The 26,895-nt window shown below is 59.0% G+C and carries 20 protein-coding genes; 14 read left to right on the plus strand and 6 right to left on the minus strand.

Annotated elements, in window-relative coordinates; all coding sequences use genetic code 11:
- Nucleotides 1–123: 123 nt before the first annotated feature.
- Nucleotides 124–2,265 (plus strand): glycosyl hydrolase family 18 protein, encoded by a 2,142-nt coding sequence (locus IAE27_RS11190; RefSeq protein ID WP_115239834.1) that lies wholly within the window; start codon nt 124–126, stop codon nt 2,263–2,265.
- A gap of 459 nt (nt 2,266–2,724) precedes the next feature.
- On the opposite strand, the gene entS is transcribed toward IAE27_RS11190, so the two are convergent.
- Nucleotides 2,725–3,966 carry an enterobactin transporter EntS gene (gene entS / locus IAE27_RS11195; RefSeq protein WP_004100070.1) on the minus strand — a complete coding sequence of 414 codons (1,242 nt, stop codon included), beginning with the start codon at nt 3,964–3,966 and terminating at the stop codon, nt 2,725–2,727.
- Between the two features lie 112 nt (nt 3,967–4,078).
- Between entS and fepD the strand changes: the two genes are divergently transcribed.
- The 3 genes from fepD to fepC are packed head-to-tail and all read left to right on the plus strand — an operon-like array spanning nt 4,079 to nt 6,866.
- A complete protein-coding gene (gene fepD / locus IAE27_RS11200) occupies nt 4,079–5,086 on the plus strand; it encodes a Fe(3+)-siderophore ABC transporter permease (protein WP_017146382.1) in 1,008 nt (335 codons plus the stop codon).
- Entirely contained in the window at nt 5,083–6,075 is a 993-nt protein-coding gene (gene fepG, locus IAE27_RS11205; RefSeq protein ID WP_162556090.1) for an iron-enterobactin ABC transporter permease, read from the plus strand. Before fepD ends, fepG begins: the two co-directional genes overlap by 4 nt.
- The gene (gene fepC, locus IAE27_RS11210) at nt 6,072–6,866 is read left to right on the plus strand and encodes an iron-enterobactin ABC transporter ATP-binding protein (protein ID WP_016807587.1); all 795 of its coding nucleotides are present in this window, start codon (nt 6,072–6,074) and stop codon (nt 6,864–6,866) included. The genes fepG and fepC overlap by 4 nt, the downstream gene beginning before the upstream one ends.
- A 97-nt stretch (nt 6,867–6,963) precedes the next feature.
- Here the strand turns inward: fepC and entF are convergent, their stop codons facing one another.
- Genes entF through fes form a run of 3 tightly spaced genes read right to left on the minus strand, consistent with a single transcriptional unit; the run spans nt 6,964 to nt 12,286 of the window.
- Nucleotides 6,964–10,845: an enterobactin non-ribosomal peptide synthetase EntF gene (gene entF / locus IAE27_RS11215; RefSeq protein WP_154022141.1), complete on the minus strand. Its 3,882-nt coding sequence runs from the start codon at nt 10,843–10,845 to the stop codon at nt 6,964–6,966.
- A gap of 10 nt (nt 10,846–10,855) precedes the next feature.
- Complete coding sequence (locus IAE27_RS11220) at nt 10,856–11,059, minus strand: MbtH family protein (protein ID WP_017146385.1); 204 nt, start codon at nt 11,057–11,059, stop codon at nt 10,856–10,858.
- Nucleotides 11,060–11,086: 27 nt separating this feature from the next.
- A complete protein-coding gene (gene fes, locus IAE27_RS11225; protein WP_004111260.1) occupies nt 11,087–12,286 on the minus strand; it encodes an enterochelin esterase in 1,200 nt (399 codons plus the stop codon).
- A 318-nt stretch (nt 12,287–12,604) separates the two neighbouring features.
- On the opposite strand from fes, the gene IAE27_RS11230 reads away from it, so the two are divergent.
- Together IAE27_RS11230 and entD are read left to right on the plus strand one after the other, a co-directional pair.
- A complete protein-coding gene (locus tag IAE27_RS11230) occupies nt 12,605–14,854 on the plus strand; it encodes a TonB-dependent siderophore receptor (RefSeq protein WP_004111258.1) in 2,250 nt (749 codons plus the stop codon).
- Between the two features lie 67 nt (nt 14,855–14,921).
- On the plus strand, nt 14,922–15,545 hold the full coding sequence (gene entD / locus IAE27_RS11235; protein WP_070557270.1) for an enterobactin synthase subunit EntD: 624 nt from the start codon (nt 14,922–14,924) through the stop codon (nt 15,543–15,545).
- Between the two features lie 51 nt (nt 15,546–15,596).
- On the opposite strand, the gene IAE27_RS11240 is transcribed toward entD, so the two are convergent.
- Entirely contained in the window at nt 15,597–16,532 is a 936-nt protein-coding gene (locus IAE27_RS11240; protein WP_023329423.1) for a transketolase family protein, read from the minus strand.
- A complete protein-coding gene (locus IAE27_RS11245; RefSeq protein ID WP_024273892.1) occupies nt 16,525–17,355 on the minus strand; it encodes a transketolase in 831 nt (276 codons plus the stop codon). The genes IAE27_RS11240 and IAE27_RS11245 overlap by 8 nt, the downstream gene beginning before the upstream one ends.
- A gap of 364 nt (nt 17,356–17,719) precedes the next feature.
- Here IAE27_RS11245 and IAE27_RS11250 point away from each other — a divergent pair, with 364 nt between their 5' ends.
- From IAE27_RS11250 to IAE27_RS11285, 8 genes are all read left to right on the plus strand, one after another.
- Nucleotides 17,720–18,670, plus strand: coding sequence for a sugar-binding transcriptional regulator (locus tag IAE27_RS11250; RefSeq protein ID WP_004100053.1), 951 nt, complete (start codon nt 17,720–17,722; stop codon nt 18,668–18,670).
- Nucleotides 18,671–19,034: 364 nt separating this feature from the next.
- Nucleotides 19,035–20,555 (plus strand): FGGY family carbohydrate kinase, encoded by a 1,521-nt coding sequence (locus tag IAE27_RS11255; protein WP_154022143.1) that lies wholly within the window; start codon nt 19,035–19,037, stop codon nt 20,553–20,555.
- Nucleotides 20,556–20,835: 280 nt separating this feature from the next.
- The gene (locus tag IAE27_RS11260; RefSeq protein ID WP_004100051.1) at nt 20,836–21,771 is read left to right on the plus strand and encodes a D-ribose ABC transporter substrate-binding protein; all 936 of its coding nucleotides are present in this window, start codon (nt 20,836–20,838) and stop codon (nt 21,769–21,771) included.
- 43 nt (nt 21,772–21,814) lie between these two features.
- Nucleotides 21,815–22,435, plus strand: a complete 621-nt coding sequence (locus IAE27_RS11265) for a DUF2291 family protein (RefSeq protein ID WP_004111235.1) — start codon at nt 21,815–21,817, stop codon at nt 22,433–22,435.
- Nucleotide 22,436: 1 nt separating this feature from the next.
- A complete protein-coding gene (locus IAE27_RS11270; RefSeq protein ID WP_004100049.1) occupies nt 22,437–23,981 on the plus strand; it encodes a sugar ABC transporter ATP-binding protein in 1,545 nt (514 codons plus the stop codon).
- 17 nt (nt 23,982–23,998) lie between these two features.
- Nucleotides 23,999–25,054: an ABC transporter permease gene (locus IAE27_RS11275; RefSeq protein WP_004100048.1), complete on the plus strand. Its 1,056-nt coding sequence runs from the start codon at nt 23,999–24,001 to the stop codon at nt 25,052–25,054.
- A gap of 60 nt (nt 25,055–25,114) precedes the next feature.
- Nucleotides 25,115–25,912: an SDR family oxidoreductase gene (locus IAE27_RS11280; protein WP_004100047.1), complete on the plus strand. Its 798-nt coding sequence runs from the start codon at nt 25,115–25,117 to the stop codon at nt 25,910–25,912.
- A gap of 179 nt (nt 25,913–26,091) precedes the next feature.
- Nucleotides 26,092–26,877 carry an SDR family oxidoreductase gene (locus IAE27_RS11285; protein ID WP_064372244.1) on the plus strand — a complete coding sequence of 262 codons (786 nt, stop codon included), beginning with the start codon at nt 26,092–26,094 and terminating at the stop codon, nt 26,875–26,877.
- The last annotated feature ends 18 nt before the right edge of the window (nt 26,878–26,895 follow it).

Consider the following 26,895-nt stretch of genomic DNA (forward strand, 5'->3'; position numbering starts at 1 on the left):
CGCCGCCTCAGCCAAAATATCATCGTCGCCGGTGTTGTTTTGTGATTAGCCCTGGCCGCCGCGTTGCCCGATTATCTGCCCCACACCGCTTGAGGTGGGCATTCAACACAGAAGGAAATTAACGTGGCAACAAGCAAATTGATTAAGGGCGATACGCTGACCGAAACCAGCAACGCCGCAGACGGCTTTAACCCGGCAACCGAAGTGAGCAACTACAGCTATACCTCCGCTCGCGTCGCCAAACCGGTCTATAACAAATACAAAGCCTCAACCAGCAAACCGAAAGTCTTTGGTTACTACACCGACTGGTCTCAGTATGACGGACGTCTGCAGGGCGGCGATGCGAAAGATAACCGCGGTCGCGGCTACGATCTGACTAACGTCTCCCCTACGGCTTACGATAAAATCATCGTCGGCTTCGTCGGCGTCACCGGCTTCCATAAAGTGGATGGGATGTACCGCGATGTGGTTGCCGAAGCCGCCGAGCAGTGCGGAAAAGTCAAATATGAGCCGACCTTCCTCGACCCGTGGGGCGATTTCCAGTCCTACGTTAACGTTGGCCACTCCGTCAGCGGCTGGGACGTCGATCCGAAAACCGTCACTCAGGCGAATACCAAAGGTCTGCTCGGCGGCCTGCGCGATCTGCAGGCCAAAGCGAAGCAGCAGGGTCACGATCTGGTGCTGTCCATGAGCATCGGCGGCTGGACCATGAGTAACAGCTTCCACGAAACCGCAGCTTCTGATTCCGCCCGTAAAACCTTCGCGAAAGGCGTGGTAAAACTGTTCAAACAGTTCCCGATGTTCAGCGAAGTGGATATCGACTGGGAATACCCGAACGCGGAAGGCGCGGGCAACCCTTACGGCCCGGAAGACGGCGAAAACTATGCGCTGCTGATCGGCGAGCTGCGTAAGCAGCTGGATTCCGCCGGTCTGAGCAACGTCAAAATCTCCATTGCCAGCTCCGCGGTAGTGAAGACCTTCGATTACTCCAACGTGAAAGCGCTGCTGCAGGCCGGTCTGTACGGCATCAACGTGATGACCTATGACTTCTTCGGTACGCCGTGGGCGGAAACCCTGACGCATCACACCAACCTGAACGCGCTGGAAGAAGGCGGCTGGGCGGTCAATACCATCGTCGACCATCTGCTGGCCGAAGGCTTCCCGTCAGACCGCATTAATATTGGTTACGCTGCCTACAGCCGTAACGGCCGCAATGCAGAGCTGGAATCTCTGTCTCCGCTCAAGGGTACCTATAACCCGGGCACCGGCACCACCGTGGGTACCTTCGAGTCGGGTACCACCGAATGGTATGACACCATTTATAACTACCTGGATCTGGAAAACCAGAAAGGCCGTAACGGTTTCAACGTCTATACCGACCAGGTGGCCAACGCGGATTACCTCTACAATCCGGAAACGAAGCTGTTCATGTCTCTGGACACCCCGCGTACGGTGAAAGCCAAGGGCGAATACGCCGCCAGCCTCGGTCTGGGCGCGCTGTTCACCTGGACTATCGACCAGGACAACGGCGTGCTGGTGAACGCCGCGCGTGAAGGTCTGGGCTATGAAATGGCCTCTGAAGTTATCGATATGGAGCCGTTCTATTTCGAAGGCATCAACGTCGAACCGACGGATGAAGCGGATGAAACGGATGAAAATGAGGAAGACGACGTTCAGCCTGAACCGGCGGTCAACCACGCGCCGAAAGCAGCCATCGAACTGATGGTGGTTGGCGGCTCCCGCGTGCGTCTTTCCGGCGAAAAATCCTCGGATGAAGATAGCGACGACCTGTCCTTCAGCTGGGGCGTGCCTGCGGCGATCGCCGTGGCGGATAAAACCGCCGCCGTCATCGAGTTCGACGTCCCGAAAGTGAGCGAAGATACCGAGTTCACCTTTACTCTGTTCGTACGCGATACCTGGGGTGAGCCGTCAACGCAGCAGCGCTTTGTGCTCTCCGTCGTCGCCGCTACCCAGAGCGATGACAGCGAAGACGAGTCGGAAGACAAGAACGATGATGAGCCGGCGGACGACCAGGATAACAGCGATGATCAACCTCAACCGGCGGATGATGATGTAGTGCCGTCAGACGAAACCACGCCTTATCCGCTGTGGAATGCCAGCACCGTGTATGGCGGCAACTGGGGTACCTTTGAAACCGTCAGCTGGAAAGGCCATAACTACCAGGTGAAATGGTGGTCTCAGGGCAATCAGCCGGACCTGAACTGCGGCCAGTTCCAGGTGTGGACCGACCTCGGCGCGTACTAAGCCTTAATCGTCACTGACGAGTGATAGCCAGCCCCGGAGCCATCCGGGGCTTTTTATTGGCGCTCTTTTCGGTTTACCCGGTGGCGCTAGCGGGCTACTTCAAGTCGATAGCCTGGGATGCGCCAGGATGAATACATCGGTGCGGCTTTTTCCCGGGTCGCGCTGCGTTTACCCGGGCTACGAGTCCACCCCCGTCTGCGGGCCAGTAGCCCGGGTCAGGCGTTTACGCCGCAACCCGAGGAGGTGCCGGGATGAGTACATCGGTGAGGCTTCTTCCCGGGTCGCGCTGCGCTTACCCGGGCTACGGGTAACGCGCCGTCTGTGGTTCCGGCCAACTCACCGTCGTCTGCGGTGTGCTTCCCCGGTGGCGCTGCGCTGACCGGGCTACGGGTTCACCGCCGTCTGCGGGCCAGTAGCCCGGACAGGCGCGACGCGCCGCCTCCGGGAAGACCAGCGGAACTAGCTTTCGCTGACCGTCTCCGGGCGCTGAAAGCGGCGCAGCTCGCGTAGCAGCCCGACCAGCGCTACGCCCACAATCACCAGCGCCCAGCCGCTGGCGCTCGCCGAAGCGGCCGGCGTCAGAATCGCGCCCAGACCGCCCAACAGCGCCGCGCCTATCGCATCGCCGGTCACGTTCTGCGCGGTCCACAGCCCGTTGATGCGCCCGAGCATATTCTCCGGGGTTTGCGTCTGGATCAGCGTATATTGCAGCAGCGAGCTTATTGCGCTCAGCCAGCCAAACAGCGCTAGGCACAGCGCGCCCAGCTCCCACACCGGCATCAGGCTGAACAGCGCAATCGCCACAAACGAGCCGACGGTGGTCGCCAGCATCAGCACGCCGGGCTTCGCCGTCTGCGCCAGCTGTCCGCTGGTCAACGCGCCGAACGCCGCTCCCAAAGGGATCGCCGCGTACAGCAGGCCAATCTGCGACGCCGACATCTGCCAGCTTCCGGCCAGCGCCGGATAGAGCACGCGCACCGCGCTGGCCATCGTCAGCAGTCCGCCAAGCAGCGCAATGCCGCCGATAAGCGGACTGTTAAACAGAAACTTCAATCCCGCGTTCAGCGATTTTAGCGGGTGCTCGCGCGGCTGCGGCGGCGGTGCCAGCCTCGGCAAACGCAGCAGGGTCAGCGTCGTTATAAAAGTACCTGCCGCCGCCAGCCCGTAGTTCCAGGCCACGCCGCCGGTTGCCAGCAGCAGACCGCCGATCATCGGTGAAATGACCGATCCCAGCCGCACCGTCAACATAGTGATCGCCCCGGCCTGCATCAGATTTTCCCGGCCAACCAGCGCCGGGGTCGCCGCCAGCAGCGCGGTCACGCCGATTGAGGCAAACAGGCCGTCCCAGATGCCCAGCAGATAGATAGCGATGAGCGACGGTTCCGGCAGCATGGCGTTGAGGCACAGGCCGACGAAGCCGATGCCGCAGGTGCCGCGCGCCAGCAGGATCAGACGCTTACGCTCATAGCGGTCGGCAAGCACGCCGCCGATCATCAGACCGACAAACATCGAACCGCCGGTTAAGGTGACCGACAGCCCCACTTGCCAGGTCGAATGGGTCATCATCTGGATCTGTACCGGGATCGCCACGCCCAGCAGGCCAAGCGACAGAATTGAGATAAAGCGGGCGATAAAGACGGCGCGAAAGGCCGGGTGGGTTTTCAGCAAGCTGAGATTCAGCAGCCAGGATTGTCGGTTCATGACAGCGCCTTGTTATTATTTTCCATACCATTTTTATGGGTGCACATGCTAACATAACTGGATAGAATCGATAACGATAATTACTATCATTATCATGTCAGGGATGTAAGCCATGTCGTCTTCAACGACCGCGGCGCGCGCCTTTGCCGTGCCGGGTCTTTTAATCGTGTTAATCATTGCGGTTGCGCTCAGCCTGCTGATCGGCGCCAAACCCCTACCGTTTAGCGTCGTCATCGATGCTTTCGCCGGCACCTGCCAGAGCGCCGATTGCACCATCGTCCTTGATGCCCGACTGCCGCGAACCCTTGCCGGGCTGCTGGCCGGCGCCGCGCTGGGCCTGGCCGGAGCGCTGATGCAAACGCTGACCCGTAACCCGCTGGCGGATCCGGGGATCCTCGGCGTCAACGCCGGCGCCAGCTTCGCTATCGTGCTGGGTGCGGCGCTGTTTGGTATCTCCTCGCCGCAGGAGCAGCTGCTGATGGCCTTTTGCGGCGCGTTCGGCGCCTCGCTGCTGGTCGCCTTTACCGGCAGCCAGGGCGGCGGCCAGCTGAGCCCGGTTCGCCTGACCCTCGCGGGGGTCGCCCTGGCGGCGGTGCTGGAAGGCCTTTCCAGCGGTATCGCCCTGCTCAACCCCGACGTCTACGATCAGCTGCGCTTCTGGCAGGCGGGTTCGCTGGACGTGCGCACCCTGCAAACCCTTAAAATTGTCCTGATCCCGGTACTCATTGCCGGCCTGGTGACGCTATTGCTGAGCAGGGCCTTAAACAGCCTGAGCCTCGGTAACGATACGGCCACCGCGCTCGGCAGCCGGGTGGCACGTACCCAGCTCATCGGCCTGCTGGCGATTACCGTCCTGTGCGGCAGCGCCACGGCGGTGGTCGGGCCCATCGCCTTTATTGGCCTGATGATGCCGCATATGGCCCGCTGGCTGGTGGGCGCGGATCATCGCTGGTCGCTACCGGTCACCCTGCTGGCCACCCCTGCCCTGCTGCTGTTTGCCGACGTGCTGGGCCGTCTGCTGGTCCCCGGTGAGCTGCGGGTTTCGGTAGTCAGCGCCTTTATCGGCGCGCCGGTGCTGATCTGGCTGGTCCGCCGCCAGCCGCGCGGAGGTGGAATGTGATGGCCCCGTCCCGCCGCCTGATGTTTAGCTGCCTGCTGCTGCTGATCGCCAGCGCCCTGGTCTCTCTGTGGGGGCTCGGCACCGGCCTGGTACCGTTAAGCGTTGAACAGGTTATCTCCGCGCTGCTCGGCGATGCGCCGCGCAACATCACCCTGGTGGTGACCGAGTGGCGCCTGCCCCGCGTGCTGATGGCGCTGCTGATCGGCGCCGCCCTCGGCGTCAGCGGCGCGATTTTCCAGTCGCTCACCCGCAACCCCTTGGGTAGCCCGGACGTGATGGGTTTTAACACCGGGGCGTGGAGCGGCGTGCTGGTCGCCATGGTCATGTTCGGCCAGAACCTGGCGGCCATCGCCGCGGCGGCCATGGCTGGCGGGATCCTCACCGCGCTGGTGGTCTGGATACTGGCGTGGCGCAACGGGATTGAAACCTTTCGCCTGATTATTATCGGCATCGGCGTCCGCGCCATGCTGGTAGCATTCAATACCTGGCTACTGCTGCGCGCTTCGCTGGAAACCGCCCTCTCCGCCGGGCTGTGGTATGCCGGCTCGCTTAACGGACTGACCTGGGGAAAAACCTCGCCCTCCGCGCCGCTGATTCTCTTGATGCTGGTTTGCGGGGCGCTGCTGGCGCGGCGCATGCGGCTGCTGGAGATGGGTGACGATACCGCCTGTGCGCTGGGCGTGCGGGTTGAGCGTTCGCGCCTGCTGATGATGCTGGTCGGGGTGGTACTGACCGCCGCCGCCACCGCGCTCGCCGGGCCGATTTCATTTATCGCCCTGGTGGCCCCGCATATCGCGCGCCGCCTCAGCGGTACCGCGCGCTGGGGGCTGACTCAGGCGGCGCTGTGCGGCGCCCTGCTGCTGGCCATCTCCGACTACGCCGCGCAGCGTCTGTTTATGCCCTATCAGTTACCGGTGGGCGTGGTGACCGTCAGCATTGGCGGCATCTACCTCATCGCGTTGTTAATTCAGGAGTCCCGCAAAAAATGACCGCTGTTACCTCCCGTTTGCGCGGCGATCGGCTGACCCTGGCGTACGGCAAAAAGACCATCGCCGAATCGCTGAACGTCACCATTCCCGATGGCCACTTTACCGCGATTATCGGCCCCAACGGCTGCGGTAAGTCGACCCTGCTGCGCACCCTGAGCCGCCTGATGACGCCTACCAGCGGTCATGTCTGGCTCGACGGCGAACAGATCCAGCATTACGCCAGTAAAGAGGTGGCAAAGCGCATCGGCCTGCTGGCGCAGAACGCCACCACGCCGGGGGATATAACGGTTCAGGAGCTGGTCGCCCGCGGCCGCTATCCGCACCAGCCGCTGTTTACCCGCTGGCGCAAAGAGGATGAAGAGGCGGTCACCAGGGCGATGAAGGCCACCGGCATTACCGACCTCGCGCAACAAAGCGTCGATACGCTCTCCGGCGGCCAGCGCCAGCGGGCGTGGATCGCCATGGTGCTGGCCCAGGAAACGGCGATTATGCTGCTGGATGAGCCCACCACCTGGCTGGATATCAGCCATCAAATCGATCTGCTGGAGCTGCTGAGCGAGCTGAATCAGGAAAAGGGCTATACGCTGGCGGCGGTGCTGCACGACCTGAATCAGGCCTGCCGCTACGCCACCCACTTGATTGCCCTGCGCGACGGTAAAATCGTCGCCGAGGGCGCGCCGAAGGAGATTGTCAACGCGGCGCTGATCGAGAAGATTTACGGCCTGCGCTGTACGATTATTGAAGATCCGGTGGCGCATACGCCGCTGGTAGTGCCGCTGGGTCGCAAGTAGAAATTCCCGGCTCGCGCTGCGCTTAGCCGGGCTACCCAATCTGGCACAAACGGTAGCCCGGGTAAGGCGTCAGCCGCAACCCGGGAGTTCATCTTCCCTAACCGAGTATCTCCCTGACCACCGGACCGATCGCTTCAAAAGCCTGCGGAGAGATAATATCCACGTGGGCGCAATCCTGGCTAAACACCTCCAGCTCGCCGATCCACGGCCCCCACACCACCTGCGGGTCCATCCCGGGTTGCCGGGTCTTCTCCGCCACGAACAGCGTCGCCTTACCGTCAAACTTCGCGCTGTGCGCGGTAGTCAGCAGGCGCACCGCATCGGCATAGTTGCCTTCAATCACGCTGAACAGCTCGCCGGAAGCCTGCCCCTGCTGGGCGGCCAGAAACGCCTCACGTTCGCGGGCAATTTCCGCCAGCACCTCAGGATCCAGACCGTTCGCCTCTTTCTCCGCCCAGTTCTGCGTCTCGGGCGGCCAGGTATCCAGCAGCCCGAGGAAGGCCACCGCTTCGCCGCGCTGGCGTAAACGGGCGGCAATTCCCTGCGCCAGGGTACCGCCGAGCGAATAGCCAAACAGATAGTACGGGCCGCGCGGCTGCTGCGAAAGCAGGGTTTGCAGATGATGTTCGCATACCGCATCCAGATCCGCCGCCGTCGCCATCGGCCCCTGCGGTCGCGGCGACTGAATGCCGACGATCGACCAGCGCGGGCTTAAATAACGCGCCAGCACGCTGAACTGCCAGGCAAAACCGGAAGCCGGATGGAAGCAAAACAGCGTCGGGCCGTCGCTCTCGCGCAGCGGCAGGACCGCGTCGAAGCCCAGCCGTTGCGCCTGCTCATCGCTCAGATCCGATGCCAGCAGCGCGCTCAGCTTGCCGACGGAAGAAGCGACCATTATCTGGCCAGGCGTCACCTGGCGTTCCAGTTCGCGGCTCAGCAGCGCCGCCAGGCGCATCGCCAGCAGCGAATGGCCGCCAAGGGCGAAGAAATCGGCATCGATGTCGTTTACCTCACAGCCGAGCAGCTGGCTGAACGCTGCGGCAACGGCAGTTTCCACGCCCGGCTCCGGCGGACGTCCGCTGCGCTCACTGCTCAACGTGGGTAACGGCAGCGCTTTACGATCCAGCTTGCCGTTGGCGCTTAGCGGCAGCGCCGGCAGCTGAATCAGCACCACCGGCACCATATGCGGCGGTAGCTGTTCGCCAAGCTGCGCTTTGAGCGCGGCGGTGTCCAGCGGCAGACCGGAAGCAGAAACCAGATAGCCCACCAGCTGACGGGCATCGCCGCCGGTCGCCGCCGCCTGGTTGAAGACGCAGGCGTGAGCCACCGCCTGCGCAACGTCCGGCAGCGCAGATAGCGCGCGGTCAATTTCGCCCAGCTCAATTCGCTGGCCGCGTATTTTTAGCTGGTCGTCGCTGCGTCCGAGATACTCGACCGCGCCGTTATCCAGCCAGCGGGCAACATCGCCGGTGCGGTACATCCGCTCGCCCGGCGCGTAGGGGTCGGCAATAAAGCGGCTGGCGGTCAAATCGGGACGCCCCAGATAGCCCTGCGCCAGCTGAATGCCGGTCAGGTAGAGATCCCCCGCCACGCCCGGCGGTACCGGGCGCATGGCGGCATCAAGGATGCGCAAGCCGGTATTCCACACCGGCCAGCCAATCGGTACGCTGGCACCGGTGACTGCCGCCAGTTCGGGCCCGCAGGCCGGATACCAGCTGACGTCCACCGCGGCTTCCGTCGGGCCGTACAGGTTATGCAGCGGCGCGCCGGTGAGTTGCTCCCATTCACGGCATAGCGCCGTCGGCAGCGCCTCTCCGCTACAGAATACCCGGCGCAGGGTTTGACAACAATCGACGTTTTCCGCCTCCAGCGAGGCAACGAACGCCGCGAGCATCGACGGCACAAAGTGAGTCGTTGTCACGCCGTAGCGGGCAAAAAACTGCTGCATCGCCAGCGGGTCGCGGTGGGCTTCCGGCTCGGCCATCACCAGCTGCGCGCCGGCGATAAACGGCCACCAGAACTCCCATACCGAGACATCAAAGCTGCACGGCGTTTTCTGCGCCACCACATCCTCAGCACAGAGCGGATAGTGGTCCTGCATCCACAGCAGGCGGTTGACGATGGCGGTCTGCCCGACCATCACCCCTTTCGGTCGCCCGGTGGAGCCGGAGGTAAAGATGATATACGCGGTATGCTCCGGCTGCGAGAGCGCCAGCGGCGCGGACTCGCCCGCCGCCAGCGGCTGCTGGTAGCAGAGGCTTTCCAGGCCGGGAATATCGCTAAAGCGCGCCAGCTGATCCTCGGAGGTGATCAGCAGCGACGGACGGGCGTCTTGCAGCATCATCCGCAGGCGGTCGTCGGGATAGCCGGTATCCAGCGGCAGCCACGCGGCTCCGGCCTCAACAATGCCGTGCAGCGCCAGCGTCAGGAACACCGAACGCGGCAGCGCGACCGCCACGCTATCGCCCGGTTTGACGCCCCGTGCGCGCAGACGCTCGGCCAGCGCTACCACCTGCTGGCGCATCTCACGGTAGCTAAACTGCCAGCAGCCATCCGCCAGCGCCGGGGCATCCGGGGTTTTTGCCGCCTGCGCCGCCACCAGCGCGCTCAGGGTGGTGAGCGGCAGGTCGACAGCGGTCGCGTTCACCTGCGCCAGGCGTTGGTTTTCCGCCGCCGACAGCATATTCGCCTCGCCGCAGGGCAGAGTGGGATTATCGGCAAACTGAGTCAGCAAAGAAGATAGACGGGCGATATGCCCGCGCAGCGTCTGCTCATCATATCGCTGCTTGTTCGCCAGCACCTCCAGCGATAGACCGCCGGTTTCATCCGGGAAGAGCGCCAGCTCCAGGTCATTGACCGGGCCGGTGGCCAGGGTGTGGGTAATCGCCTGTACGCCGTCGATATCCAGCTGATAGTCGAAGACTTTAATATTGAGTACCGGGCCAAACAGCGGTTCATCGCCCGCCGCCCTGCCGCTGTCGCGGACAATCTGTTCGGCATCATAGCGCTGGTGGCGGCGCATTTTCTTGAGCTGTCCGGCAAGACGCATGGCCAGCTCCGCCAGCGTTTCCCGGGCGTCAATATTGACCGCCAGCGGCAGAACGTTGAGCACCGGGCCGGTAGCGGTTAATGCCGCAGAGCCCATGCGGCGCATGAAAATAAAGCCCGCGGCGTAATCCATTCGGCTGCACAGCCGTCCCAGCCACAGGGCGGTCAGCGCCAGCGCCAGATCCGCGCGCTGGCACTGCGGCGCGCCTGCCGCCAGCCGGCTAAATACGCCGGCGTCGACCTCCAGCTTCATGCGCCAGATATCGGTGCTGGTCGCCCTTCCCGCCAGCGGCGCGTCGGAAAGGGAGGCCGGAGCCGGCAGCGCCTGACGCTGCGCCTGCCAGAACTGTTTGTCACGCTGCCAGGCGTCGCTGCCGTAGTAGCGCTGGTACTCTTCCACCACCTCGGCAAACGGAGTGAACGGCGAAGCTGGCGTCTCTTCGCCGCGCTGCCATGCGCGATAAATCGCGGCGATCTGGCGGGTAATGGCCGGGAAACTGAAGCCATCGACCAGCAAATGATGGTAACGCTGATACCAGTACCAGCACTTATCCCCCACCCGCAGCAGCTGATGGCAGACCAGCGGATTACCGCCGTCCACGCGCAGGTTTTGCCCGAGATCGGCCTGCATCAGCGCCAGCGCGGCAGCGTGCGGGTCGTGCGACGTGCGCAGATCCCGATAGTCCGGCTCGGCAAAATGACGATTTTCATCGACCCACTGCCAGGCTTCGCCGTTATCTTCACAAAAACGCATGCTGAGGGTGTCAGCCTGAGAGAGCCCGGTGACAATCGCCCGCCCGAGCAAGGTCGGGTCGATATCGCCGCGCAGCTCAACATAGTGGGCCACGCTCCAGGCGCCGGGCAGCGTCGAGAGGCGCTCCGCCATCCAGATCCCCGGCTGAGCCGCAACCAGCGGTAAACGTGTGGTCATTGTGGGCTCCTCAGGATGCATAGTGCGCGGGGGTAAGCGTTGACCAGTTCTCCGCCAGCCAGGCGTTGCACGCCTCTAACGACTGCGGCGGGCACTCTACCGTCCAGCCTTCCGGCAGGGCGCAGTGGTGCGGCCACAGGCTGAACTGCTGCTGGTCATTGCGCAGAATGTAATACTGCCCTTGCGGATTGTCGAAGGGGTTACTGAATTGCATATCAAATTCCTCGTAAATCGCGCTTTGCTACTCTTCACGGCCTAATGGCTGCCACAGCTGGATGAGCCCGGCCGTCAGCCCGCCGCGCCAGCAAAGCGCATCATGTCCGCCGTCAACCTGACGCCAGAAAATCGTCTGCTGTTCCAGATGCGTCAGCAGCGCCTGGTTCGCGCGAAAAATGATCGGCTCGCGAACGCCGGCCTCCAGCCAGATGCGCAGCCCCTGCGGCTGTATTTCGCCGCGGCTGAGCCGCTCAATCAGCAGGCCCGTCTGCGCGCCGCCGCGATGCGGCCACCAGTAGGAGCCAGACTGGCTGAGCACGCAGCCAAAGCGCCGGGGCCAGTAGAGCGCGGCGAACATCGCGGCCAGGCCGCCAAAGCTCTGGCCTGCCACCACGGTTCGGTCGGCGCTATCGCTGAAAGGTGCTATCCGGTGAACCATCGGCAGCAGCTCTTCCTGAACCGCCAGCCAGAACGTTTCATTGCAGGGAAGCTCTTCGGCGCGATGCTGGTTATCGATAACGTCAATCAGCAGATAAACCGCCTGCGGTAACCGCTTCTCGCGGGTTAATCCTGCTAGCGGCGCCCATACCGGCATGCTTTCTGCCCAGAACTGACCATCAAGCAAAATCGCCAGCGGGCGCGCTTGCGGCTGCGCATCGCCGGTGGCGTAAATCCATATCCGCCGACGGTTGCCGAGTCGCTGGCTCTGCCATTCAATGCAGACTGGCGGCTGATAAGGTTCATCACGCAGCGCCCAGCCGGGCTGTTCGGGGGCGTCCGGCAGCTCCAGCGCAGAGACCGCGTGGCCGCGCCCGCCCTTCCAGCTTTGCGGATTAAGCGGGTCGGCAATCGCCCGCGGCAGCAGCTTGCGCCAGCCTTCGCGCAGCAACGCGCGGTCCGGGCTGTCGCCGTTAAAAAGCTGAGGGGAAAAGTCGTCGTCCCGCGCGGAAGGAATAAAGCAGTAGCTGCCGCGCCAGGCGGCAGAGAGAGTGGTTTGCCAGCACCAGGCATCGGTACCGGGAATGCGCTGCAGCGTTTGCGGTACGGCGTTTTTATGATGGTCAGTCACGCCGGTAATATAAATCCATACCCGCCGGGTTGGCGAAGAGGCTTCGTTGCCCGCCGGATCGCGCCACCAAAAGGTCACCCGATACGCGTCGTCCACGACCTCAATTTGCGGACCGGAGATATGGCGCCACCAGTCGTCGCATCCTGTCTTATGCATTCCTTTCAACCCTATGTTTATCGTGACATTTATCAACAAACGCATTAATAAACGCAATATTTATTGATAATATTATTGATAACTATTTTCATTTGCAATAGCGTATTAGCGCGCTGTGGGAAGCGCGTCTTTTAAAAAATAAACATGTCAGAGAGAGCTTATGCAGCGCCGGGACTTTCGGGGAAACAATTTAGCCCGAAAGCCGGGTTCTGGTCAGCGACGGAGTGCCTGTGCTCTCTACCGGCAACATTGATACCGCCTCCCCTCCCGACGGGAAGGGGCCTTTGGGGAAGGCGGCGACGAAAAGCAGGATTTACAATGAATAACAGGATCAAATCCCTGGCCTTGCTGGTCAATCTGGGAATCTACGGGGCTGCTTTTCCGCTAAGCGCGGCGGAAACGGTCTCCGATAGCAAAACCGCAACCGCTGATGAAACCATGGTTGTCACCGCCGCCGAGCAGAACCTTCAGGCGCCTGGCGTATCAACCATCACCGCAGATGAAATTCGTAAACGTCCGCCTGCGCGCGACGTATCTGAAATTATCCGTACCATGCCGGGCGTTAACCTGACCGGCAACTCCACCAGCGGCCAGCGCGGCAACAATCGCCAGATTGATATTCGCGGCATGGGCCCGGAAAACACCCTGATCCTGATTGACGGCAAGCCCGTGACCAGCCGCAACTCCGTACGTTTGGGCTGGCGCGGCGAGCGCGATACCCGCGGCGATACCTCATGGGTTCCGCCGGAGCTGATCGAACGTATTGAAGTCATTCGCGGCCCGGCGGCCGCGCGCTACGGCAACGGCGCGGCGGGCGGCGTGGTCAATATCATCACCAAGAAGAGCGACGGCGAATGGCACGGTTCATGGAATACCTACATGAACGCCCCGGAGCATAAAGACGAAGGTTCGACTAAACGCACCAACTTTAGCCTCAGCGGCCCGCTGGGGGGCGATTTCAGCTTCCGCCTGCTGGGCAACCTCGACAAAACCCAGGCCGATGCCTGGGATATCAACGACGGACATCAATCCGAGCGTACCGGCGCCTATGCCAATACCATGCCTGCCGGGCGTGAAGGGGTGAAAAATAAGAATATTAACGGCGTCGTGCGCTGGGATTTCGCGCCGATGCAGTCGCTGGAGTTTGAATCCGGCTACAGCCGTCAGGGCAACCTCTACGCGGGCGATACGCAGAACACCAATACTAACGATCTGGTGAAAGAGAACTACGGGAAAGAGACGAACCGCCTCTATCGCCAGACTTATTCCGTCACCTGGAACGGCGGCTGGGATAACGGCGTGACCACCAGCAACTGGGCCCAGTACGAACGTACCCGTAACTCGCGTAAAGGCGAAGGTCTGGCGGGCGGCACGGAAGGTATCTTCAACAGCAACCAGTTCAGCGATATCGACCTCGCCGACGTGATGCTGCACAGCGAAGTCAACATCCCTCTGGATCTGGTGTTTAACCAGAACCTGACGCTGGGCTCCGAGTGGAATCAGCAGCGGATGAAGGATTTGGCGTCAAATACCCAGACCTTTATGGGCGGCGATATCGACGGCTATGACAGCACCGGCCGTAGCCCATACTCGAAGGCCGAGATCTTCTCCCTGTTTGCCGAAGACAACGTGGAGCTGACCGACACCACCATGCTGACGCCGGCGCTGCGTTTCGATCATCACACGATCGTCGGCAACAACTGGAGCCCGTCGCTCAACTTGTCTCAGGGTCTGTGGGATGACTTCACGTTAAAAATGGGCATCGCCCGCGCCTATAAAGCGCCGAGCCTGTACCAAACCAACCCGAACTATATTCTCTATAGTAAAGGCCAGGGCTGCTATGCCAGCGGCAACGGTACCGGTTGCTACATGATGGGTAACGATGACCTGAAAGCCGAAACCAGCATCAACAAAGAGATTGGCCTTGAGTTTAAACGCGACGGCTGGCTGGCGGGTGTGACATGGTTCCGTAACGACTACCGCGATAAAATCGAAGCGGGCTACGCGCCGATTTCACAGACGACGAACGGTAAAGTGAAAACCGATATCTATCAGTGGGAAAACGTGCCTAAAGCGGTGGTTGAAGGTCTCGAAGGCACCCTGAACGTGCCGGTCAGCGAAACGGTGAACTGGACCAATAACATCACTTATATGCTGCAAAGTAAAAACAAGGAAACCGGCGATCGTCTGTCGATTATTCCGGAATATACCCTGAACTCCACTCTGAGCTGGCAGATTCAGGAGGATATTTCGGTGCAGTCGACCTTCACCTGGTACGGCAAGCAGCAGCCGAAGAAATATAACTACAAAGGTGAGCCGGCGGTGGGTTCTGAAACGGATGAAGTCAGCCCTTACAGCATCGTTGGCCTGAGCGCCACCTGGGATGTGACGAAAAATGTCAGCCTGACCGGCGGCGTGGATAACGTCTTCGACAAGCGCCACTGGCGCGCGGGTAATGCGCAAACCACCGGTAGCCTGACGGATGTTTCTTATATGGCTGGCGCTGGCGCCAATACCTATAACGAATCAGGCCGCACCTGGTATCTGGGCGTCAATACCCACTTCTGATTGTCCGGCCGTTCCCCCCGCCCTCTTCCCATAGAGGGCGGAGGGGAGAATCTGTTAACATCCCCCTATGCAAACCCAACGTTCTATCATTCAACTTGCCGATCGCTCGCTGCAGCGTGTCGATTTCGACCCATTGACCTTTCGGCCTGAAGATCTCCTCTGGCTGCCGCACCATGCCCGGCTAACCGGCTGCGCCCGCAAGCGGCAGAGCGAACATCTTGCCGGGCGTATCGCTGCGGTTTATGCGCTGCGAGAAGTCGGTGAGACAGAAGTCCCTGCCATTGGCGACCAACGCCAGCCCCTATGGCCGCACCCGTGGTACGGCAGCATAAGCCACTGTGAACGCAGCGCGCTGGCAGTCGTCTCTGTCCGGCCGATCGGCGTTGATATTGAGCGCATCTTGACTCCTGACCTGGCGGCTGAGCTGGAAAGCTGCATCATCAACAGCGCGGAAAAAAGTCTGCTGGACGCCAGCGGCCTGGGCCCCGAGCTGGCGCTCACGCTGGCATTTTCGGCGAAAGAGAGCGCGTTTAAGGCCAGCCATCCCGACGTACAGGCGGGCGTCGCTTTTAGCGATTTTACGCTGGCGTATATAAAGGAGGGAAATCTGCTTCTTCGGCTCTCCGCCAGGGAGTATCGGCTGCAATGGATTAAGGCCGGTGACTATGTCATCACGCTCTGCGCGGCGTAAAAAAAACCCGCGCGGCAGCCGCACGGGTTATCGGTTTAAGCCAGCGTAAAGTTAGCGCATTTTCTGCGCCAGCCCGGCGACGGAAGCGGCATCGAAGCCGTGATGTTTACGCAGCCAGCCGCGATCTGCCGCCGCCGCATACTCACCATCCGGGATCCCCAGGCGTTTGAGCGGAATTCCCGCCCCGGCCTCAGCCAGCACTTCCGCCACCAGGCTACCCAACCCGCCGTTGACGTTATGCTCCTCCACCGTTATCACCGCCTTGCACGGTTTCAGCGCCGCCAGCAGCGCGGCGGTATCGCAAGGGCGAATGGACGGCACGCTCACCACTTTAGCCTGAATCCCCGCGTCGGCCAGCATCTGCGCGGCATCGACGATCTCATGCACCGTCGATCCGGTAGCGACCAGAGCGATATCCTCGCCTTCCCGCAGCGTAACGACCGCTCCCGGCACGAAGCGATAGCTTTCATCATGCAGTTCCGGCAGCGCCTTGCCGTCAAGACGAATATAGACCGGCCCCTGATAGCCAATGGCGTAATCGATAATCTGCCGGCATTCACGCGGCGAAGACGGGGCGAAAATCTGGATATTGCCGAAGCCGCGCATCACCGCCAGGTCATCAATCGCATGATGGGTGCTGGCCAGCGGGCCGTAGCTGGCGCCGGCGTTAAGGCCAAATAGCTTAACGTTGGTGTTGTTATAGCAAACGTCGACTTTAATCTGCTCATTGGCGCGGGAAATCAGGAACGGCGCGGCGTTACAGGTGACCGCCACTTTCCCCCCCAGGGCCAGGCCCGCCGCCGTCCCGACCATGCTCTGCTCAGCGATGCCCACGTTCACCAGACGCCCGGGGAACTGTTTAATAAACGGCGCGATTTTGGCCGTTGACGTGGAGTCAGCCACCACCGGCACCAGATCGACACCGCTGTCGACCGCATCAATAAAGGCCTGAACCATCACGCTCGCCAGGTGTTCTGCATTACTCATCTTTCAGTTCCTCCAGTGCCAGTGCAATTTCTTCGCCTTTCGGTACCCGGTGGTGCCACTCCGGGCGCCCCTGGATAAAGGAAATACCGGCACCTTTCGTGGTGTTGGCGATAATAACGTTGGGTTTACCTTCCTGCTTCAGCCCTTCCAGGGTCGCCACCACCGACGCCATGTCGTTACCCTGGCATTCGGTAACCGTCATTCCGAAGGCCTTCCATTTATCGGCCAGCGGATCGGTATTCATAATTTCCCGCGTCGGCCCCGCCAGCTGGAGATTGTTTTTGTCATTAATAATGACGAGGTTATCAAGGCCATAGTGCGCCGCAGCCAGCGCCGCTTCCCAGTTGCTGCCTTCCGCCAGTTCGCCATCGCCGGTAATTAAAAAGATGCGGCGGGAGCTGTTGCTTTTTTTCGCAGCCAGCGCCAGCCCCACCGCAACAGGCAAACCGTGGCCCAGCGCGCCGGTGTTGAGTTCAATCCCCGGCGTTTTCTGACGAACCGGGTGACCAGGAAGATGAGAATTCGCATGCTGATAGGTTTCCAGCCAGTCAACCGGGAAGAAGCCCGCTTCGGCCAGCACGCAGTAGTAGCAGCCCACCGCATGGCCTTTCGACTGGATGTAGATATCGCGCTGGTCATCATCCACGCGGTCCGGCGCGACGTTCATAATGCGAAAATAGAGCGCAGTGAGCAGTTCAACCTGCGACAGGTCGGCGCCGGTGTGCCCGCCAGCGGGGCTATTGGCATTCAATCTGACGATATGGCGACGTACGGCGCGGGCTTTACGCTCAAGTGCCTGGACATCATAGCTATAGGGATTCATTTAATACCTCTGAATTTATTTTCAACTTGGAATATTTATTCCGTCAGGGACTAAAAAAACCAGACATCCCCAGGCAACGCATCGTAGGGCTCACGCCGCTGCATCATACTCAGGAACATTCTGCCTCCTTACCACCGGGTATCACTTCACCCGGGCACTTTTCAGTTGACCTGAAATCGCCATGAATATATATTCAGTAACGATTCTTTATTCAATTATGCGGCTACTGTTCTGTTTTTGTCCATAACTGATTTTGAGGATTGGCGAAAGTTAGATATTCATCACACTTAAATGTCTTTTCTTTTCGCGTATGATAATGAGCTCTAAGATAATGGCTGCACGTAAATGATTTTCGGGGAAATATATGGCTAAGCAGGATGAACAACGGCTATTAGTTAAGATTGCCACGCTCTACTATCTCGAAGGACGCAAGCAGTCCGACATTGCTCAACTTCTCTCGCTTTCTCAGTCATTTATCTCCCGAGCGATCACCCGCTGCCAGAAAGAGGGCGTGGTGAAAATTAGCGTTGTTCAGCCATCAAATATTTTTCTTAACCTTGAAAAAGGTCTTGAGGATCGTTACGGAATTAAGCAAGCCATCGTGGTGGATACCGAAGAGGATGCCAGCGATCACACCATCAAGCGCGCTATCGGTTCCGCCGCTGCCCACTACCTCGAAACGCGATTACGGCCAAAGGATCTGATTGGCGTCTCTTCGTGGAGTTCCACCATCCGCGCGATGGTGGATGAGGTACACGCCCAAAACCTGAAAGCCAGCGGCGTCATCCAGCTGCTCGGCGGCGTAGGGCCGAACGGCAACGTGCAGGCCACTATTCTCACCCAGACCCTGGCGCAGCATCTGAACTGTGAAGCCTGGCTGCTCCCTTCCCAGAGCATTGAAGGATCCACCGAGGAGAAGAATCGTCTTGTTGCCAGTAAAGATGTCGCCGACGTTATTGCCCGCTTTGATGAAGTCGATATCGCAATTGTCGGGATCGGTATTCTTGAACCTTCGCAGCTGCTGAAAACATCCGGCAACTACTATCACGAAGATATGCTGCAGGTGCTGGCGGAACGCGGTGCCGTGGGTGACATTTGCCTGCACTATTACGATAAAAACGGCAGAGCAGTGTTACGCGATGATGAAGATCCTGTTATCGGTATGGCGCTGGAGAAGGTGAAGAAGTGCCCTAACGTGGTGGCCCTGGCCGGCGGCAGCGAGAAGGTCGCGGCTATCAAAGGTGCGCTTTCGGGCGGTTATATCGATGTTCTGATCACCGATTACCCAACGGCCAGACTGCTTATTGCCGGTTAATTTCCTCACTCAAACACTTTCCCACAGCCTTTACGCTTTGCCAGAAGCGTAAAGGTTACGCAAATAAGTCATTATATTTCAATGATATAAAACTCTAAAATCACCTCCTTTCCCACCCATAGCTGAACGCTTCGCCGATCGGATAAGTGTGATTGCCAGCACAATTGATAACTTTTCCAGTAGCCCGACGGGAAGTTTCTGGCTAAGGTATCAAATAAATAATCACTATCGAATATATATTCAGTGATTAAAAAAGTGAAAACGAATTGTCACATCATGCCCTGCCAGGAAGCAATGCGAACAAGAGGAATGCTCACCTTTTGCCCTCCGCACCAGGACGAAGTGTGACTCAGGAGACTACCTAATGCAGGCAACACCTAAAGAGTTCATCATTGCACTGGACGAAGGCACCACGAATGCCAAAGCCGTCGTGCTCGATAGCCGCGGCCAGGTCGTGGTGAAATTCTCCCAGCCGCTGGCGATTCAAACACCGCGTGAGGGCTGGGTTGAGCAGTCGGGAGAAGTGCTGGTAGAGGCGTCACTGGACGTTATTGCGCAAGCGGTTGAACACGTTGGCGCGGAAAACATCGCTGCCTTAGCCATCAGCAATCAGCGCGAGACGGCGATCGGCTGGTATCGCCAGAGCGGTAAGCCGATCAACGCGGCTATCACCTGGCAATGTACCCGCAGCGCTGCGTTTTGCGATGAACTACGCCGCGACGGTAAAGAGCAACAAATTAAGGCCGCTACCGGCCTGCCGATTGCCCCCCTGTTCTCTGCCTCAAAAATGCGCTGGCTGCTGGAATCCGTTCCTGAGGGTCGCATGCTGGCAGAGCGGGGAGAAATCTGCCTCGGCACTATTGACAGCTGGCTGCTGTGGAACTTAACCCAGGGCGAAGCGTTTCATTGCGATTATTCCAATGCCGCGCGCACGCAGCTACTGAACCTGCAAACCGGCCAGTGGGACGACGAAATGCTGGCGCTGTTCCAGATCCCACGCGCCGCGCTGCCGGAGATTAAACCGTCCAGCGGATTATTTGGCTATACCCGCGGGCTGAATAATATTCCTGACGGTATTCCGGTGATGGCGATGGTCGGGGATTCCCACGCCGCGTTGTTTGGCCACGCACTGGGCGAACTCGGCTGTGTTAAAGCCACCTACGGTACGGGGTCATCGGTGATGGCACCGGTAAAATCCGCACAGTGCGATATCGACGCGCTGGCCACCACCATCGCCTGGCACGACGGCGACAGCATCACCTACGGGCTCGAAGGTAATATTCCCCATACCGGCGACGCCGTGGCGTGGATGGCCGACAGCACCGGGTTAAGCGAGCTTTCGGATGCCGAACTGGCTCACGAGCTTAACACCCTTCCCGGCTCCGTGGACTCCACTCTTGGCGTCTATTTTGTACCAGCCTTAACCGGCCTCGGCGCACCGTGGTGGGACGACAGCGCCCGCGGCGTGATTTGCGGTCTGAGCCGCGGCGTCAAGCGCGCCCATCTGATTCGCGCCGCGCTGGAATCCATTACCTATCAAATCGCCGATGTCGTCGTCGCCATGCGCCAGCAGGATGACTTCCATTTAGCGGCGCTGATGGTCGACGGCGGCCCGACCAAAAACGACTGGTTAATGCAGTATCAGGCTGACCTGCTCGGCTGCCCGGTGATGCGCAGCGACGTTGCCGAACTGTCGGCGATTGGCGCAGCCCTCCTTGCGCGCAAGGCCCTGAATCCGGGAACGGTCACCGACCTGAAAGCCTTTTTAACCGAACATAGCGAATTTATTCCCGATATGGCCCGCCACCAGCGCCTGCAGAAGAGATGGCAGGAGTGGCGCCATGCGGTGAACAGAACATTATGGAAACCGGCAACGTCCGCCTGACGCCCACCAGGGAATCGCACGCGTGACGCACCTTAGAGCCTATTCCAGTAGGCGTTATTGGCGCAGGCAGTTTGAACACGGACAGCGCGGAAGAACCGGAGCGTACACGTAGTACGTGAGGATTCTGAGCACTGCCCTGGTTCAAAATGGTCAGTAAAATAGCCCTAATGGATAGGCTCTTAATCATCAACAAAAGGAGAACCCCGGCCCATAAACTCGATTTACAGGCCTTACGTTGTTTCACCGTACCCGACAATAACAACCAAGAGAGAAAATTGTCATGAAATTACGTTTAACGCTTTTAACTGCTGCTACCCTGACCGCCTTTTCTTTTGCCGCTCAGGCCGCAGAAAAAGGCACCATTATGATCATGGTTAACTCGCTGGATAACCCGTATTACGCCTCTGAAGCCAAGGGCGCCAGCGAGAAAGCCAAAGAGCTGGGATATCAAACTACCATTCTGTCCCATGGCGAAGATGTCAAAAAACAGAACGAGCTGATCGATACCGCCATCGGTAAAAAAGTTCAGGGCATTATTCTGGATAACGCCGACTCCACCGCCAGCGTCGCCGCCATTGAAAAAGCGAAGAAAGCGGGTATTCCGGTGGTTTTAATCAACCGTGAAATTCCTGTCGATGATATTGCGCTGGAGCAAATTACCCATAATAACTTCCAGGCAGGTTCTGAAGTCGCCAACGTATTTGTCGAGAAAATGGCGGAGAAAGGCAAATACGCCGAGCTGACCTGTAACCTCGCGGATAATAATTGCGTAACGCGTTCAAAATCTTTCCACCAGGTTATCGACCAGTACCCGGATATGGTCAGCGTCGCTAAGCAGGACGCGAAGGGCACGTTAATCGACGGCAAACGCATTATGGACAGCATCCTGCAGGCGCACCCCGACGTGAAAGGCGTGATTTGCGGCAACGGTCCTGTCGCGCTTGGCGCCATTGCCGCGCTGAAAGCCGCTAATCGCAACGACGTGGTGGTGGTCGGTATCGATGGCAGCAACGATGAGCGCGACGCGGTAAAAGCCGGCACCCTGCAGGCCACCGTGATGCTTCAGGCGCAGGCCATCGCCGCTCAGGGAGTGACCGACCTCGATAACTACCTGCAAAAAGGCGAAAAACCGGCCAGGCAGCGCGTGATGTTCCGCGGCATTCTGATCACCCAGGACAATGCAGACAAAGTTCAGGACTTCAATATCAAATCCTGATTCCAGGTTGTTGCGCCCCTTCCGGGGCGCACAGGAGAGTATTATGTATAAAAAAATCTCGCTGATGCTGGTCGTTGTTGCCCTCGGAGGCTGCCGAATTGTTTCTCAGCAGGAGCTGGCCGACCTGAAATCCCCGCCTAATCCGCATATGGCGGATATCGATCGGACATGGCAAGAGCAGGTCGTTCCTCAGGTTGTGGCCAGGGCCCGCCCCGTTGCCGAGTTAATGACTGCCCTGCGCACGGCGAAAGACATTGATAGCGCCTGCAAAGCGTTAGGTTATCGCGCTCAGGATGAGAACCCGTGCGTGTTCTACGTCAAAGTGGAAGGCAATATCAGCAAAATTGATTCCGCTTCCCGCAGCGGAAAAATGACGATCCAGGATACCAGCGGCGGCAACGTGGTGGTGCAGATTGGCCCGACGCTGCGCGGCACGCTTTTACGCGACGGCTACCAGGGCGCCAGCTATCAGGACTTCAACGATCAGGTGCTGTTTGGTGAATATAGCCGGGCGATTAACGAACATGCGGTCAAAATGATCCAGACGGCACAGGTTAAAACCGGTGAAGCGGTGCAGGTATATGGCGTGTTCTCGGCCTGGGATATTCCGCAGACCGTTCCTGATATTACGCCGGCAAAAATTGTTCGTTTGGGAGGACAATAAAATGCAGCGGCAAGAACTCGTCAATTCCCAACCAGTCGAATCTGAAGTTATTATCGAAACCCGTGAATTATCGCGCGTTTATCCCGGCGTCGTTGCCTTAGATAACGTCAATTACCGGGTCTATCGAAATAAAGTAAACGTTCTGATCGGTGAAAATGGTGCGGGTAAATCCACCATGATGAAAATGCTTGCTGGCGTTGAAACACCCTCCTCCGGTCAAATTATTCTTGATGGTGTTCCGGTTACCCTGAGCTCGACTCACCAGGCCGAAAAGCAGGGAATCAGCATCATTTTCCAGGAATTAAATTTATTTCCGAATATGAACGTCATGGATAATATTTTCATGGCTAACGAGTTCTTTCAAAAAGGAAAGATCAACGAAAAATATCAATACGAGTTAGCCAAAAAATTACTTGAGAGGCTGGAGCTCAACGTCGACCCTTATACCCAGCTCGGCGAGCTCGGTATTGGCCATCAGCAACTGGTCGAAATTGCGCGCGCGCTTTCAAAAGACACCCGGGTATTAATTATGGATGAGCCCACCTCTGCGCTCAGCCAGTCGGAAGTCAAAATTCTGTTTAACGTTATTGAACAGCTTAAACGTCGCGGCGTCACCATTATCTATATTTCCCACCGCCTCGAAGAACTGATGGAAATTGGCGACCACATCACCATTTTCCGCGACGGACGCTTTATCAGTGAACGCGAGGTCAGCGACGCCAGTATCCCGTGGATTATCGAACAGATGGTCGGCGATAAGAAAAAACATTTCGACTACCGGCCCGCGCCGAAAGGCGAAGCGGTCCTTGCCGTTGAAGGTTTAACGGCGCTGCACCCGAGCGGCGGCTATAAGCTCAACGACGTGACCTTCACCTTAAGTAAGGGAGAGGTGATCGGCATCTATGGCCTGCTCGGCGCCGGACGCACGGAGCTGTTTAAAGGCCTGGTCGGATTAATGCCTTGCCAAAGCGGTAACGTCCATCTCAACGGCGAAAATATCGAAAAGTCCCCGTTCCAGGCGCGGCTGAAAAAAGGGCTGGCGCTGGTTCCCGAAGACCGCCAGGGAGAAGGCGTGGTGCAGATGATGTCGATTCAATCGAATATGACCCTCTCTGATTTCAGCCTTCAGGGCTTTCGTCGGGCGTGGAAATGGCTGAATCCGCAGAAAGAAATCACCTGCGTCAAAGAGATGATCCGCGAACTGGCGATCAAGGTCAGCGACCCCGATCTGCCCATCACCTCGCTCAGCGGCGGCAATCAACAAAAAGTGGTGCTCGGCAAGGCGTTGATGACCAGGCCCGAAGTGGTGTTTCTCGATGAGCCCACTCGCGGTATCGACGTCGGCGCGAAAACTGACGTGTATCACCTGATCGGCAAAATGGCCCAACAGGGTCTGGCGGTGATGTTCTCTTCATCGGAGCTGGATGAAGTCATGGCGCTGGCGGATCGCATTCTGGTGATGGCCGATGGCCGGATTACCGCCGATTTACCGCGCCATGCGGTTACCCGCGAAAAATTGATCGCGGCTTCAACACCTCAAGATTAATCAGGCTGGAACCCATCATGAACCAGAAATATATGATTTATATGTACCTGCTGAAGGCCAGAACGTTTATCGCTCTGCTGCTGGTTATCGCATTCTTCAGCGTGATGGTACCGAATTTCCTGACCACATCTAACCTGCTGATTATGACCCAGCACGTGGCCATCACCGGCCTGCTGGCCATCGGCATGACGCTGGTTATCCTGACCGGCGGTATCGACCTTTCCGTCGGCGCCGTCGCCGGGATCTGCGGTATGGTTGCCGGGGCGCTCTTAACCAACGGTCTGCCCTTATGGAACGGCAGCGTTATCTTTTTCAACGTGCCGGAGGTGATCCTCTGCGTGGCGCTCTTCGGCGTGCTGGTTGGCTTTGTTAACGGCGCGGTAATCACCCGCTTCGGCGTGGCGCCCTTCATCTGCACCCTGGGCATGATGTATGTCGCCAGAGGCTCGGCGCTGCTGTTCAACGACGGCAGCACCTATCCGAACCTCAACGGCATGGAAGCGCTGGGCAATACCGGCTTCTCCACTCTCGGCTCCGGGACGCTGATGGGCATCTATCTGCCTATCTGGCTGATGATCGGCTTCCTGCTGCTGGGCTACTGGCTGACCACCAAAACCCCGCTGGGCCGCTATATCTATGCAATCGGCGGTAATGAATCCGCCGCTCGCCTGGCCGGCGTGCCTATCGTCAAAGCAAAAATCTTCGTTTACGCCTTCTCCGGCCTGTGCTCCGCATTCGTTGGCCTCATCGTCGCGTCACAGCTGCAAACCGCGCACCCGATGACCGGCAATATGTTCGAAATGGACGCCATCGGCGCTACCGTGCTCGGCGGAACCGCGCTGGCAGGCGGTCGCGGCCGGGTTACCGGGTCAATCATCGGCGCATTCGTCATCGTCTTCCTCGCCGACGGCATGGTGATGATGGGGGTCAGCGATTTCTGGCAAATGGTCATTAAAGGCGTCGTTATCGTCACCGCCGTCGTCGTCGACCAGTTCCAGCAGAAACTGCAGAACAAAGTCATCCTGATGCGCCGCCATGAGGAGAAGCTGGCTGCGGCAGGAGCCACCAGTTAATCACCTATTTATTACCCCGCCGGACGCACTGCCGTCCGGCTTCAATAAGGGATGAAAAACATGCAAAGAAATTTCCAGAACAAAACGGTTGTGATCACCGGCGCCTGCCGCGGAATTGGTGCAGGTATCGCCGAGCGCTTCGCGCGCGATGGTGCGAATCTGGTGATGGTCTCTAACGCCGAGCGCGTCCATGAAACGGCGGAAACCTTACGCCAGCGCTATCAGGCCGATATCCTGTCGTTACAGGTTGATGTGACCGACGAAGCGCAGGTGCAGTCGCTGTACGAGCAGGCTGCAGCGCGTTTTGGCACCATCGATGTCTCTATCCAGAACGCAGGCGTGATCACCATCGACTATTACGATCGCATGCCGAAAGCCGACTTTGAAAAAGTGCTCGCCGTTAACACCACCGGCGTCTGGCTGTGCTGCCGCGAAGCCGCCAAATACATGGTTAAGCAGAACCACGGCAGCCTGATCAATACCTCTTCCGGCCAGGGTCGACAGGGTTTTATCTACACCCCGCACTATGCCGCCAGCAAAATGGGCGTCATCGGCATCACCCAAAGCCTGGCGCACGAGCTGGCGCCGTGGAATATCACCGTTAACGCCTTCTGTCCGGGCATTATTGAAAGCGAAATGTGGGATTACAACGACCGCGTCTGGGGCGAGATCCTCAGCACCGAGCAGAAGCGCTACGGTAAGGGCGAGCTAATGGCGGAGTGGGTCGAAGGCATTCCAATGAAGCGCGCCGGCAAACCGGAAGACGTTGCCGGGCTGGTGGCGTTTCTCGCCTCCGACGACGCGCGCTACCTCACCGGGCAGACCATCAATATCGATGGCGGCTTGATTATGTCGTAATGCCGCCAGCCTGGCATATTTCAGGTCAGGCTATACAAATCATCTCCCGGAGGCGGTGCTGCGCACCTGTCCGGGCTACCCGAAGGCACAAGCCCCGTAGCCCGGACAGGCGCAACGCGCCGCCTCCGGGAACGCCAACACCGGGCATGCTAAAGAATTTTTTTTAGAGAGAAATAACTATGATCGCAAAAGATTTTGCCCAACAGCTATTTAATCTGCAGGACCGCGTAGCCTTTGTCACCGGCGCGGGCAGCGGCATCGGCCAGATGATTGCTTACGGACTCGCCAGCGCGGGGGCCCGGGTTGTTTGCTTCGATCTACGTGAAGACGGCGGCCTTACTGAAACCGTCAAAAATATTGAGGCGATCGGCGGCGGAGCCTGTTTTTACACCGGCGATGTTCGTCAGCTTAGCGACCTACGCGCCGGCGTCGCGCTGGCGAAAAGCCGCTTTGGCCGCCTTGATGTCGCCGTAAACGCCGCCGGGATTGCTAATGCCAATCCGGCGCTGGAAATGGAAACCGAGCAGTGGCAGCGGGTTATCGATATTAACCTTACCGGCGTGTGGAACTCCTGTAAGGCGGAAGCTGAACTGATGCAGGAATCCGGCGGCGGCTCGATTATTAATATCGCTTCCATGTCCGGCATTATTGTTAACCGCGGCCTCGATCAGGCGCACTACAACTGCTCGAAAGCGGGCGTGATCCACCTGTCGAAAAGCCTCGCGATGGAGTGGATCGGCAAAGGGATCCGCGTTAACTCCATCAGCCCAGGCTACACCGCCACGCCGATGAACACCCGCCCTGAGATGGTTCATCAGACCCGCGAGTTCGAAAGCCAGACGCCGATCCAGCGCATGGCGAAGGTTGAAGAGATGGCCGGTCCGGCGCTGTTCCTTGCCAGCGACGCGGCATCATTCTGTACCGGGGTTGATCTGGTTGTCGATGGCGGCTTTGTCTGCTGGTAAGACGGTATAACAATGCGG

This window comes from Klebsiella sp. S69 (assembly GCF_016516145.1).
Classification (GTDB): domain Bacteria; phylum Pseudomonadota; class Gammaproteobacteria; order Enterobacterales; family Enterobacteriaceae; genus Klebsiella; species Klebsiella oxytoca.